General features: G+C 47.2%; 11 protein-coding genes. 10 read left to right on the top strand and 1 reads right to left on the bottom strand.

Going from position 1 to position 12,846, the window contains the following annotated elements; genetic code table 11:
* The first annotated feature begins 228 nt into the window (after positions 1 to 228).
* From ACUUHJ_RS29560 to ACUUHJ_RS29530, 7 genes are all read left to right on the top strand, one after another.
* Complete coding sequence (locus ACUUHJ_RS29560) at positions 229 to 1,161, top strand: RluA family pseudouridine synthase (RefSeq protein WP_472300783.1); 933 nt, start codon at positions 229 to 231, stop codon at positions 1,159 to 1,161.
* A 119-nt stretch (positions 1,162 to 1,280) separates the two neighbouring features.
* Positions 1,281 to 2,645: an IS1182 family transposase gene (locus ACUUHJ_RS29555; RefSeq protein WP_472298067.1), complete on the top strand. Its 1,365-nt coding sequence runs from the start codon at positions 1,281 to 1,283 to the stop codon at positions 2,643 to 2,645.
* Between the two features lie 203 nt (positions 2,646 to 2,848).
* Positions 2,849 to 3,472 carry a YhbD family protein gene (locus ACUUHJ_RS29550; RefSeq protein WP_472300782.1) on the top strand — a complete coding sequence of 208 codons (624 nt, stop codon included), beginning with the start codon at positions 2,849 to 2,851 and terminating at the stop codon, positions 3,470 to 3,472.
* A 14-nt stretch (positions 3,473 to 3,486) separates the two neighbouring features.
* Positions 3,487 to 4,215: a cell shape determination protein CcmA gene (locus ACUUHJ_RS29545; protein ID WP_396476294.1), complete on the top strand. Its 729-nt coding sequence runs from the start codon at positions 3,487 to 3,489 to the stop codon at positions 4,213 to 4,215.
* A gap of 127 nt (positions 4,216 to 4,342) precedes the next feature.
* Positions 4,343 to 4,969, top strand: coding sequence for a TetR/AcrR family transcriptional regulator (locus tag ACUUHJ_RS29540; RefSeq protein WP_289674981.1), 627 nt, complete (start codon positions 4,343 to 4,345; stop codon positions 4,967 to 4,969).
* A 31-nt stretch (positions 4,970 to 5,000) separates the two neighbouring features.
* Complete coding sequence (locus tag ACUUHJ_RS29535) at positions 5,001 to 6,233, top strand: efflux RND transporter periplasmic adaptor subunit (RefSeq protein ID WP_289674980.1); 1,233 nt, start codon at positions 5,001 to 5,003, stop codon at positions 6,231 to 6,233.
* Entirely contained in the window at positions 6,230 to 9,328 is a 3,099-nt protein-coding gene (locus tag ACUUHJ_RS29530) for an efflux RND transporter permease subunit (RefSeq protein WP_472300781.1), read from the top strand. Before ACUUHJ_RS29535 ends, ACUUHJ_RS29530 begins: the two co-directional genes overlap by 4 nt.
* Before the next feature lie 58 nt (positions 9,329 to 9,386).
* Here the strand turns inward: ACUUHJ_RS29530 and ACUUHJ_RS29525 are convergent, their stop codons facing one another.
* Positions 9,387 to 10,238, bottom strand: coding sequence for a CPBP family intramembrane glutamic endopeptidase (locus tag ACUUHJ_RS29525; protein WP_472300780.1), 852 nt, complete (start codon positions 10,236 to 10,238; stop codon positions 9,387 to 9,389).
* A gap of 198 nt (positions 10,239 to 10,436) precedes the next feature.
* Here ACUUHJ_RS29525 and ACUUHJ_RS29520 point away from each other — a divergent pair, with 198 nt between their 5' ends.
* The 3 genes from ACUUHJ_RS29520 (at position 10,437) to ACUUHJ_RS29510 (ending at position 12,835) form a co-directional block, all read left to right on the top strand.
* Positions 10,437 to 11,732 carry an HD domain-containing protein gene (locus ACUUHJ_RS29520; protein WP_015893687.1) on the top strand — a complete coding sequence of 432 codons (1,296 nt, stop codon included), beginning with the start codon at positions 10,437 to 10,439 and terminating at the stop codon, positions 11,730 to 11,732.
* Positions 11,725 to 12,255: a YwgA family protein gene (locus ACUUHJ_RS29515; protein ID WP_472300779.1), complete on the top strand. Its 531-nt coding sequence runs from the start codon at positions 11,725 to 11,727 to the stop codon at positions 12,253 to 12,255. The genes ACUUHJ_RS29520 and ACUUHJ_RS29515 overlap by 8 nt, the downstream gene beginning before the upstream one ends.
* Before the next feature lie 184 nt (positions 12,256 to 12,439).
* Complete coding sequence (locus ACUUHJ_RS29510; protein ID WP_289678167.1) at positions 12,440 to 12,835, top strand: thioredoxin family protein; 396 nt, start codon at positions 12,440 to 12,442, stop codon at positions 12,833 to 12,835.
* Positions 12,836 to 12,846: the final 11 nt, after the last annotated feature.

Below are 12,846 nucleotides of genomic sequence, written 5' to 3'. Positions count from 1 at the left end.
CAAACCGTTCTAAAAACACGAAGTAATCACAAGCAGTCCGCAAGCTCTGTCACATGTCTGGAAGGAGACAGCCCGAACGAAGAGAGGATACAGGCGACTGGAAGACATGTGGCAGGGCTTCCCCCGACCACAAAGGTTTGAGGACAACCGTCTTTGAGTAGTAGAAACGAGCATCTCTGGCATCCTTTTGCTACAATAAGAAAAAAGCATGGAACAGAGGGATTAGACGTGAGCCGCAAAGATTGGATCGAATACATCGTCAGTGAACAAGACACGGGAATGAACGTGGAACAAATCGTCCGGCAAAAGCTCAACGTGTCGGGTCGTATGATGCAGCGGCTGACGAGAAGCAAGGGAATTTTGCTCAATCGCAAGCAGCCCTTCCTGCAAAGACAAGTAAAAGCAGGGGATACAATCGCTGTTCGTGTCATTGAGAGACAAGAGCAAGTGCCTAGGCAGCCCCAGCATGATACGAAGCCCGAGGGACCGATCACACCAATGCCGTCCATCGACATTTTGTACGAAGACGATCATCTCTTGATTGCAAACAAACCGGCAGGCATGATGGTGCACCCGATTAAACAGGAGACCGACACATTGGTACATGCTCTTGCTACCGTACTGACGGCACGTGGTGAGCAGACGAGTGTACATCCTGTGCATCGGCTAGATAAAGATACATCAGGAGCTATTCTCGTAGCCAAAAGCAGCTATGGTCATCAATTGGCTGACAGGCTGCTGCGCGAAGGAGGCATTCATCGCGAGTATCTTGCGGTTGCCAGTGGCGTGTTGTCAGAGGGAGCGGGAACGATTGATGCGCCAATCGGCCGAGATGCGCGTCATCCGACGAAACGCCGTGTCGTGGAGAGTGGTGATCCTGCCATCACGCATTACGAGGTACAACAGACCTCTGAGGGAATGACGCTCGCTCGCGTCTGGCTGGAAACGGGTCGTACCCATCAAATTCGCGTTCACTTTGCCCACATTGGACACCCGCTTGCTGGCGATACGATGTACGGGGGAGCGAGAGGTTTGTTACGCCGACAGGCTCTGCATGCTTCGAAGCTGTCCTTTTTACATCCGCTTCTCGAAAAAGAGATTGTAGTCGAGGCACCGATACCATCGGATATGAAACGCTTGATGCAAGTAGAGTTTAGATAAGAACGGACAGAAGGACTTCGATGACGGGGCTGTTGACAAATTGCCGTAGAGATAGGAGTTTCTGGGAATCGTGTAGAAATCATTTCTATACGGTTCTTTTTATTTTGGAGGGCTATCTCATGATGGGAATCGATGGAGACAAACAGCACCAGTTTATGTTCTTAAATTTGGATGATCTTGTACCCGAGAATCATTTTTTACGTGTTGTTCGTAATAAGATTGATTTTTCTTTTATCTATGAGAAAGTGCAACACTTATACTCGCCTGTAGGTCGTCGCTCAGTTGATCCAGTTTTGTTAATGAAAATGATCCTTATCGGGTATCTTTATGGCATCCCTTCCGAAAGGAAGTTGGAACAAGAAATCCAAGTGAATTTGGCCTATCGATGGTTTTTAGGATTGGACTTAACTGACACTGTTCCCGATCATTCCACACTGAGCCAGAACCGCCGTCGTAGATTTAAAGAAAGTCATATTTTTCAGGAGATCTTCGATCACATCGTCTCGGAATGTATTCGAACTGGTTTAGTTACTGGGGAAATAATTGTTGTTGATTCTACTCACATCAAAGCGAATGCATCGATTAATAGGTCAGAAAAAGTTTTAGTGGAGAAAAAGCCTACTGAGTACCTTGAAGAGCTAGAAAAGGAAGCACGGAGAATTAAAAAAGACAGAGATAACGATCCCACTAGGAAAAAACGAGGAAGAAAACCTAAAACCTCTCCTCCTGAGAAGGAAGTAAAACAGAGCACAACAGACCCGGAGTCAGGTTTATTGAACCGTCCTAATAAACCCAAGGGATTTCACTATTTAGCGCATACCAGTGTGGACGTTAAGCATGGAATCATAACTGATATACACGTTACGGCTGCTAATGTGAATGACCACGAACCATTTATAAAGCGATTACAGATACAAAAAGAGAAATTTGGTTTACATATTGGCAAAGTAGGCGCAGATAAAGGGTATGATCGCTCTGGAGTACACCATGAATTAGAAAATTTAAAGATAACCGGTTATATCTCTCCGATAAAAGGTGTTATTGATCAGACCGAAAGGTCAGTACAATTTACATTTGATGAAATGAACGATGCCTATTATTGCTCGAATGGCAAGGCACTTCAATTTACTCATGTTAAGTGGCACAGTTGGAAACAAAGTTATAGCAAAATTTATGCTGCCCAAACAAAGGACTGTAAGTCCTGTGAGTTACGCCAACAATGTTTTGGACAAACCGCATCTCGCAAAACAATAGAAAGACCATTATTCCAAGAGGCTAAAGAACGCAACCAAGCAAGGAAGCAAAGCCAAGAGTACAGTGTTATCCAAAGGCAAAGAAGAATATGGTGCGAGGGTACCTTCGGTACAATGAAAAGGCAGCATAACTTAAAAGAAACATACAAAAGAGGCATTCGAAATGTATCCGAACACTGCCTCTTTTCTGCAATGGCAATTAACATTAAACGAATGATAAAAGCAAACTAATCACAGGTTACGAAACAAAACAATCCGACGACGTATAAGTGAAAAAACGGCAAAAGGGTTAGGGCATTGGGTCCCTAACCCTTTTTGTCAACAGCCCCATGACAGAAGTCCTTTTTTATGTGCGAAAGTCCTCCGAGTGTCAAACAATCTGTAGTTGAATAACGTAACAGTGTTATGTTACATTGTTTTTGGAGGTGCTTCACTTGGACACAAATGTAATTTCGAAGAAGGACCTGCTTGAGCTTACCGGCATTTCGTACGGACAATTGTACCGTTGGAAACGAAAGAACTTGATTCCAGAGGAGTGGTTCATTCGTCGAGCAACTTTTACAGGGCAAGAAACCTTTTTCCCGCGGGAGCAGATTTTGGCTCGAATCGACAAGATCCTGAACATGAAAGACGACCTGTCGCTGGATGAATTGGCGGACATGTTTTCACCAAGTATGAGTGGAACCTCGTTGACAACAGAGGAATTATTGGCACGAAACATTGTTTCGACTACTTCTTTAGAAGTTTTTAACGTGTTTCTCGGGAGCTTACGGACCTTTACCTTCCAGCAGGCTTTATACGCCTATGTGTTAGAAAAGCTTTTGGCTGCAGGAGACTTGAGTGTAGATGAAGGCGGCGGATTGTTGCAGGTACTGGCTAGCCACTATCCCAAATTCGAAGGGAAGCCTTGTGAGCTGATCTTTATGCGCAAGATGGGAATTTCCACGTTCGTGTTGGTGTCTAGCTCTACCGAAATGTATTTTGATAGCGGTGTAAAGGTAGTGAAGCGGCTCGACCTAGCCAATTGCATCGAGGAATTAAAAGGAAAATATTTATAGGGGGAGACCATACCATGCAAAACGAGAATAAGAACAAGCTAGATTTGATCTTTCATGGGGCAGTGAATGCTACGGGTGGCGTATACAACAAAGTAGATGTGCAGGGTTACGGCAAGATCAATGGCGACGTAGAGTGCGAGTCGCTTCATTGTGCGGGACATGTCAGTATCACGGGAAATCTCATTGGCTCTTCGGCAAGAGTAGAGGGCAACGCGTCGATTAAAGGCAAAGTGAAAATGGATACATTGTCTGTATACGGTCAGCTTGATGTTGCGGACGATTTGAATTTTACGAGTCTAAAAGTCGGTGGCAATGTCAAGGTACAGGGCAATATGGCAGGAGAGGATGTAAAGGTGCACGGATCATTGAAAACCGCTGGGGATTGCGAAGCGGAAGTGTTCCGGGCAAACGGTGCGTTTAATATCGGAGGACTGCTGAATGCGGGGCGAATCGAGGTCATTCTGCATGGCAGCTGTGAGGCAAAAGAAATGGGCGGAGAGCACATCGAGGTGCGCCGAACAGGCAATAGCACTTTGGGCAAATTGTTAAAGCATTTTCTAAACAATACCTTGTCCGTAGAGACGATTGAAGGTGACGAAATCTATTTGGAAAACACAAAGGCCAAGGTCGTTCGCGGCAACAAGATCGAGATAGGTCCCGACTGTGAAATTGATCTGGTCGAATACAGCACAGAATGCAAGCAAGACCCGAGCTCACAGATTAAGACGCTGACACAACGGTAAGACTGACAAGGAAAAATTAACATTCCAAACTGCATGCAAGTATTTACATGCATGCAGTCTCTTTATATAATGAGCTTGGAAAAAAATAAAAGTGCAAGTAATTGCTTGCTTGGTACGGAGGTGCGTCATGGATCACCCAGATATAGAACAGAAGCTGGGGGGGAGAGGCGAAGAGGAACAGGAAACCCGTGAGCGAATTTTATCGGCCGCACGTCAGCTAATGGCACAAAAGGGATACAAGGGAGCGACTACACGCAAGATTTCTGAGCTTGCTGGGGTGAATGAGGTAACGGTATTTCGTCACTTCAAGAACAAGGTAGGCATCTTGACAGAGCTCCTGAAAGAAATCATGGATGTCCGAGAGCAGCTGGAGCAAGGGTTGCAAGGCGAGTTTTCTGATATCAAGGAAATGCTGGTCAGCTACGCACGTACGTATTACGGCTTATTGGTCGAGCGCAAAGAAATTTTCATGATCTGCATGATTGAAGCGGATAACCACCCCGAAGTCGTGCGGATGTTCAGCAGTCTGCCGATGACCGCAGTCGAGGTATTGTCCAACAAGCTCCTAGCGTTTCAGGAGCAAGGGCATTTGCCAAAGGCAGATCCGTTCACGGCAGCTCTTATGTTCGTCTCCACTTTTTTCTACGCCTTCATGGCGAAGTATCGGGTCAATCTCGATATCCAAATGGTAGAAGAAGAGCTTTTTGAAAATGCTTCTGAAATCTTGCTACAAGGCATCAGAGGACTCAAATAAACAGCATAGCTACATAGGGGCGGGGGAAGTCATGAAGAGAAGATGGCTTGTATCTGTAATGATGATCGGACTACTGGCAACGACGGCTTGCAGCGAGCAACAGCCTGCTTCGGCACCTCAGAAGGAGTTGAAGCACGTCGTCATTGCACCAGTAAAGAAGGAGCAGGCTGTTACCGTCACGGAGTTGTCTGGTACGCTGGCTCCTTTGGAGGAAGCACTCGTTTCTTTTGAAGTAGGCGGTCGTATTGTGGAGATGAACCGAAAAGAAGGAGACACGGTCAAAGCGGGCGATGTGCTTGCCCAAGTGAATGCCACAGATTACTCGCTCCAGGTTGCTTCGTCCAGCGCTGCCGTGCAGCAGAGTGAAGCAAATCTTAGCAAGGTAAACAATGGCGCGAGAGAGCAAGAAGTAACGCAGGCGCGTTTACTTGTGGAGAAGGCAACAGTAGGACTGCAAAAAATGCAGGATGATTTCAATCGGATTGAAAAGCTCTACCAGCAAAACGCCATTTCCAAAAGCGAGTATGAAAGTGCACAAAATGGACTGACGATTGCGCAAAAGGATTTGCAAAACGCAGAGCAGTCTTATTCCCTGATTACTCAAGGGGCTCGTGCGGAAGACAAACAGTTGACGCAGGCTGTATACAATCAGACGGTTATCGCCAAAGAAGTGGCAGCCAATACACTTGCCAAAACGCAGCTTCGTTCGCCGATTAACGGGACGATCATCGCCAAGCTCTCGTCTGCGGGCAACTTGGTCGGTTCAGGTACCCCTGTTTATCAAGTCGGCAACATCGATACTTTAAAAGTCGTATTGCCCGTTCCTGACCGTGAGATTTCTGCATGGAAAGTAGGCGAGGCGATCTCCTTAGACCTGTATGGTCAAAAACGGGATGGCAAAGTGACAAAAATATTTCCCGCCACGAACCAAAATACCGGAACGATTGGCGTAGAGGTTCAAATAGCCAACCAAGCTCGTGACTGGTTTGCTGGTCAGGTGGTGAAAGCGACGAAAACGGTAACGGGGCAGGAAGGTGTCTACATACCGGTAGAAGCAGTCATCAGCAGAGGAAAAGATGACGCGCATGTCTTCGTCAATGCAGGCGGTAAGGCTATCAAAACCAGCGTAGCCATCGGGCAGATTGTAAGTGACAAGCTCGAGATCAAGAGCGGATTAAAAGAAGGAGACCAACTGATCGTCAAAGGGGTGGACCGTTTGTTTGACGGTGACCCAATCGAGGCGGCAGGAGGTACACAGCCGTGATTAAGTACATCGTTCAAAAGCGCAAAATCACGCTCCTGTTTTTCAGCATGATTGTACTTGTAGGCTCCCTCAGCTTTTTTCAACTGCCCAAGCAAGAGATGCCGGATATTATCGTAAACATGGCGACGATCACGACAGTTTATCCGGGAGCTTCGCCGGAAAAGGTCGAGCAGGCTGTTACGAAAAAGCTGGAAGAAAAAATCAACGAATTGCAAGGACTTAACTATATATCATCCTCATCTTCCCTCGGCGTCTCTTTTATCATGGTGGAAGCAAAGAATGACGTAGACCCGAAGCAAAAATGGGATGAATTGCGGAAGAAGGTAAAGGACGCAGAGGCTGATTTGCCAGCAGATGCGAAACAACCGATCATCAATGATGATTTGAACCGTACGTTTGTCCAATCGTTTGCGGTCACCGCTGACTCGCGTGAGGAATTGTATAGCATGCGTACCATGCTGAAATCGTGGAAGGAACAGCTGCGCACTATTCCAAACGTAGCGGATGTACTGGTGGAAGGTCTACCGGAGCAGGAAGTCCACATCGAGGTTGATACGCAAAAGTTGAGCCAGTACGGGATCACGTGGAGTCAGGTGATGATGGCTGTCAAAAAGGAGAATGAAAAAATCCCGCTTGGCGACCTGACCACAGAAAAACGAACCTACCAGCTCAAGCTGGCGGAAAGTACAGATGTCGAAGAACTGAACAAAGTCATTATCTCTCGTTCAAAAGAGGGTTTCCCGATCTATCTAAAGGACATCGGATCGGTCAAAATGTCGACGGAAACGGTGAAAACAACTTCGTATTTCAATGGGAAGCCTTCGATCACGATCAGTGTTAATGCAGAGACGGGAAGCGATGTACCGTCCTTGCAGAAGCGTGTAGACGAGATGATGGTGACTCTGGATAAAACACTTCCGGCAGGGGCCGAGAGACACTCGATTTATAGTCAGAATGAACGCGTCGATGAGCTTTTTAGCGACCTGACTCGGGAAATGATGATTGCCATTGTCGCAGTTTTGGTGGTGTGTGCGCTCGGATTAAACCTGATCACATCGTTGGTAGTAGCGATGGCGATTCCGATTTCCTTGGCTGTGGGGCTTATGTTCCTGCCATCTATGGGTATTTCACTCAACATGATCTCGATCGTTTCCTTGATCATTGTGCTCGGGATATTGGTCGATGACGCCGTGGTGGTCAATGACAATATCGAGCGGCGACTGTCTGTCCTGGGTGAAAAACCGATGGCAGCGGCGGTAAATGGCGCTAAGGAAGTATCGATTTCGATCACGACCGCTACGCTGGCTACGATTGCGTCATTTGCTCCTTTGATGTTTCTTAGTGGAAACGTCGGGCAGTTCATTCGTCCGGTTCCCGTCATTATTTCGATGACGATGCTGGCGTCAATGGTCATGTCACTGACGATCATCCCGATCTTTCGCCAATGGTATGAGCAACGTAGAAAGGCTGGCGTAGAAGGGTATCGCAAGCCCGCTGGACTTTTGGGAAAACAATTGTTGCAGTTGACCAAGTGGTATGCGAGCAAGGTCATGCCGAAAATTTTGAAGCGACCGCTTTTGGCAGGAATGATTGGCGTATTGATCGGAACGGCAGCATATGGATTGATTCCGCTCACTCCGGTGGAGTTGTTCCCGAACGATGATCGCCCGCAGTTTCTCATCGATATCCGTCTCCCCGTGGGCAACAGTCTGGAAGAAACAGACCGGGTGGTGCGTGGGACGGCAGATTGGGTGTTGAAGCAGCCTGGCATCGAGGCGGTATCTGCATACGCGGGAGGCAGTGCACCGAAAATGTTCGGTGGAGATACAGCTGCTGGAAGCGGCATTACCGTCGGACAGTTAGTGGTTCGTTATAATGAAAAAGAGACCCATCTCGAGAACATGCTGGAGCCGTGGGCGGAGGAATTCAAAAAGCTGTATCCGGAAGCGAGTATCTTGATGAAGCAGCTGGAGGCAGGTCCTCCGGTTGGAAAACCAGTCGTGATTCGTCTTTACGGAGAAGATATTGAGACGCTGCGCTCTCTTTCTGCACAAGCAAAAGAAAGGGTTGCCGGATTAGAGGGCACGTATAATGTGCAAGACGATTTCGGGGTAGAACGCTACACCTTGGAATTTGTCGTGAACAAAGAGCTGATGGAGCAAAAGCTCGTCAACTATACGGATTTGTCCACGACATTGCGTCTGGTGAGCGAAGGCATCACCGTCAGCGAGTTTGATACAGGCTCAGACCTGATCGATATGAAGCTATTCTTGCAAAAAGGCGAGGAAGACCCTGCATTGCTGTTCCAGCGGCTCAGCATCGCCAATGCACGTGGAGAGCTGATCCCGTTATCACAGCTGGCGGAGGTAAAACCTACTTTCAGTACACAGACGATCCCGCATCGCGATTTGTCGCGGAGCGTGACAGTTACCAGTGATCTGAAAGGGAGAACGGCGACAGAAGTAATGGCTGAGATTAAGCCGATGCTCGATAGTATGTCCTTGCCTGAAGGATACCGCTATGAGATTGGCGGCGAGACTTCCGAGCAGACTGATATTTTTATCGACATGGGCAAACTCTCGATTCTTGTTGTTTTCCTGATCTTGATTTTGATCGCGATGCAATTCTATTCCTTGACGATCCCGGTTCTTGTTACAAGTACGATTTACCTCGCTGTATCGGGGAGCTTGATCGGCTTGTTCGTGACCCAGACACCACTTGGCTTTATGACAATGATGGGGATTATTGCCTTGGCGGGTATTGTGGTGCGTAACGGGATCGTGTTGATCGAGTTCATCGAGGAAGCACGTCATACAGGCATGGAGCTGAAGCAGGCGGTTATTTCTGCATGTGAGGCACGACTACGGCCTATTCTTTTGACCTCGCTTACAGCGATAGCTGGTATGACGCCGTTAGCTATTTCAGGTGACGTTTTGTTCAAACCACTTGCGGTCACCATTATTTTTGGCTTGGCATTCTCGACACTTTTGACCTTGATCGTTGTGCCGTCCTTCTATACCGTTCTAACGCAGCACAAGATCAAAAGGCTGGCGAAAAAAGCGGATTTGTATGGACCTGAGGCAGAGACTCTATAATGCATGCAACAGCGGCAAACTCTCCGATTCATTTCTTTCGGGAGTTTGTCGCTGTTTTTTAGTAAGCTTTTCTTGCTTTTCGCCAGCCGATTATCAAAAGAGCAAGAACCAGTATGAGAAAACCAAGTACACATAAAGCCCAGATTGACTGTAGCAGCATGCTTTGGTTGACCAGCCAGGGAATCTCCTCCAGAGGCATGTTTTTCATTTTGGGGAGAGAAGGGATGATCATCACGTCCGCATAAATGTGCAGGATGATCGGAGCTAGCAATCCCCAGCGAAGTGCTGCCCATGCCCACAAAACACCAATGAGAAACGATTCAAAAAGAGTTCCTAGACCATGCCCAGGTACGTGATAGTAGGCGAAAATCATCGAAGGAATGAGTAGATACATCCACCTCGCACCAGTGGGCAGGTCTGTGCTCCTTCGATAGATGAGTGTTAGCAAGAGAAACGGGATGCCGCGAAAGACAAGCTCCTCCCACAATGGATTATGCCAGGTGGCAAACACAAGCAGATTTGCTTTGCCAGCGAGTGACTGAGCACCAATTGGCTGCGTGGTAGACCATCCGCTAATCGCCTGAAAGGCAGCTCCACCCGCTTTTGCCAATAAGAGCCCGACAAGGATGAACAGAAATGCTTGCCCCAACTTTTTCCCCCGTACAAGCCATAAGATGCCGCCAGCGTAAATCAGCGAGATCACACCAAAAATAAGCCAGCCAGGAAGCGGGACAGCGACCTTCCAATCGGTTTTCGGCCAGAAGAGTAGAGATACGGAAACAGTTTGTCCCAAAAAACCTGAGGAGAGAAATTGTCCCCAGGAGGCGAGCAGAGGCAGAGAGAGCATCATCATCAAGAGAAGGAGTAAAAGTGGGTTTTTGGTCATGTATCGAAATGTATTTGTCCACACCTGCGAAAACCTCTCATTCCAACCATTTTTTTCTATATAATCCTACATGCCTTTTACTCGGTCTAGATTGAAATGGCATTCTTCAGATTTTTGTAAGAGTTTGTTTAAGCAAGAAATGGTATCAGACGTATGATATGATAGAATCAAAATTCACTGTCAGTAATAGATAGAAAGCAGTACAGGAAGGGAGTGTCCAGGATGCAACAGCCCCAGCTTCTTCATGAAGAAAAGGTATTCAAAGACCCTGTTCACCGCTACGTCCACGTGCGGGACAAATTCATTTGGGATTTGATCAACTCGGCAGAATTCCAACGTTTGCGCAGAGTTAGGCAACTGGGCACCAGCTTTTTTACGTTTCACGGTGGAGAGCATAGCCGCTTTAACCACTCGCTTGGCGTGTATGAACTGATGCGCAGAATTTTGGAGACGTTCGAAGGCCGTATTCAGTTGACGTACGAGGAAAAGCTGCTGTGTCTATGTGCGGCTTTGCTCCACGATGTGGGCCACGGTCCGTTTTCCCATTCCTTTGAAAAGGTGTTCAAGTATCACCACGAGGATTGGACGCGCGCCATTTTGCTTGGAGATACGCAAATCAACCGAATTCTTCGTCGGTTTGATGATAGCTTCCCGAAGAAATTGGCAGAAGTGATTAATAAGACATATGACAATAAACTGATCGTAAGTCTTATCTCTAGCCAGCTCGATGCCGATCGGATGGATTACTTGCTGCGTGATGCCTACTATACGGGCGTCAATTACGGCAATTTCGAGATTGAGCGTATCTTGCGTGTCATGCGGCCGCAGGAGGATGGCATTGTCTTTAAATTCAGCGGGATGCATGCTGTCGAAGACTACATCATGTCTCGCTATCAAATGTACTGGCAGGTCTATTTCCATCCCGTGACACGAAGTGCCGAAGTAATCTTGTGCAAAATTTTTCAACGGGCGAAGCTCTTGTTCTCTCAAGGCTATCCGTTCATGCAGGAGCCTGTTATGCTGCTGCCTTTCTTGCAGGAAAAAGTAGAACTGGCTGACTATTTGGCGCTTGATGAGTCGATCATTCTTTTCTATATGCAGCTCTGGCGCAGAGAGCAGGACCCTGTGTTGAAAGATTTGTGCGCCCGTTTTTTGGACAGGAATCTCTTTAAATACGTCGAATATAATCCGAGGGATTTTCGCTTGTTGTCTGAGTTGAAAGAACTATTTCAATCTGCCGGAATTGATCCGATGTATTATTTGGAGGTAGACACAACCTCCGATCTTCCGTATGATTTTTACCGTGCCGGAGAAGAAGAGGAGCGCATTCCGATTATGCTCCAAATGCCTTCAGGCGAACTTGTCGAGCTGTCACAGAAGTCAGAAATTGTACAGGCCATTAGCGGAAAGCGGCGTTTTGATTACAAGCTGTACTTTCCATTGGATAAAGTCATGGCTTTGCCGGGGGATCTCTCCCGTAAGATTCGAGAACGTCTGGGAGTGATGGAGGATGCTTAATCGTCACGCCAAGATCATACGCCTGATTGAGATAGTCGGCGAAGTGAGCGGGCGAAAAAAATTACAAAAGATGGTGTACATAGGAAAACATCTGGAGATGGATTTCGATGAGCGCTACGAGTTTCACATGTACGGTCCATATTCGGAAGAGCTGACGCTCAGAGTAGATGAGCTGTGCAACATGGGGCTTCTGGATGAGCAAATGGAGAGTAAAGGTGCCATTCATATGTATCGTTACTCTTTGAACGAAACCGGTCATGATTTTCTCAAGTTTCATGAGGTTGACTTCGGTAGTGGAGAACGTGCGATTTTGCGTATGAACGAGGAGAATTCCCGTTTTCTCGAGCTGGTTTCTACGATTCTGTATTTCAACCACCTGCCCTATGAGGAAATGAAGGGCAAAATCTTTACGTTTAAGAGCAAGCAGCGCTACACCGAGGAAGAGATTCAAAAAGGGCGGGCGTTTATTGAAGAACTGCGTGCGTTGATGAAGGAAGACGGCGGCAGTTCACTTATGCAATAGGAAACATCATACGAGGAAAAGCACGGCGTACGAACTTGCAAGAGTTGTGGTACGTCTTTTTTTTCTAAATGTCAGCCAGTCCAATGGGGCTGGCTTTTTTTGTCTCAGCTCGGAGCTGCATAATACGGGCATCGTTCTTTGACAAGTGCATAGGTTATGAAACATTTTGATTCGCGAAAGGGAGATGGACGTGAGTAGAAGCAAACAATGGTGGCTGTGGATCGTGCTCGGTGTTGTTATGCTTGCCCTCGCTATAAGTGCGTGGTGGGGTGCAGCCAGTGCACGTGAAGAAGTAAGAGTGGTGTACGTCTATAGTGATAGCTGTGGATATTGTACGGAGTTCGGCCCGACATTTGAGAAAGTCGTACAGGAGTATCCACCTGAAATGATCCAACGACTGGATATCCATAAGCAGAAAGAGCTGGATGAAGCGTCGCGCCTCGGGGCAGAGGCAACCCCCACTATTTTTGTCGTCGAACAAGGTAAGGTGATCGACAAGCTGGAAGGGGCGGTGCCCGAGAATACGTTGCGAAGCTTTTTGCAAAGGAACCTAAATCAGACTCTTTCTAAAAATGGATAATATAGGTAAAA

The sequence above is a fragment of the Brevibacillus schisleri genome (assembly GCF_055685845.1).
The sequence above is the reverse complement of the archived record's forward strand: the minus strand, read 5'-3'. Positions and strand labels throughout refer to the sequence as shown.

Bases quoted from the DNA above. Each gene is read 5' to 3' on its own strand.
- ACUUHJ_RS29510 (WP_289678167.1), top strand. From the start codon at position 12,440: ATGGACGTGAGTAGAAGCAAACAATGGTGGCTGTGGATCGTGCTCGGT.
- ACUUHJ_RS29540 (WP_289674981.1), top strand. From the start codon at position 4,343: ATGGATCACCCAGATATAGAACAGAAGCTGGGGGGGAGAGGCGAAGAG.
- ACUUHJ_RS29515 (WP_472300779.1), top strand. From the start codon at position 11,725: ATGCTTAATCGTCACGCCAAGATCATACGCCTGATTGAGATAGTCGGC.
- ACUUHJ_RS29520 (WP_015893687.1), top strand. From the start codon at position 10,437: ATGCAACAGCCCCAGCTTCTTCATGAAGAAAAGGTATTCAAAGACCCT.
- ACUUHJ_RS29545 (WP_396476294.1), top strand. From the start codon at position 3,487: ATGCAAAACGAGAATAAGAACAAGCTAGATTTGATCTTTCATGGGGCA.
- ACUUHJ_RS29555 (WP_472298067.1), top strand. From the start codon at position 1,281: ATGATGGGAATCGATGGAGACAAACAGCACCAGTTTATGTTCTTAAAT.
- ACUUHJ_RS29535 (WP_289674980.1), top strand. From the start codon at position 5,001: ATGAAGAGAAGATGGCTTGTATCTGTAATGATGATCGGACTACTGGCA.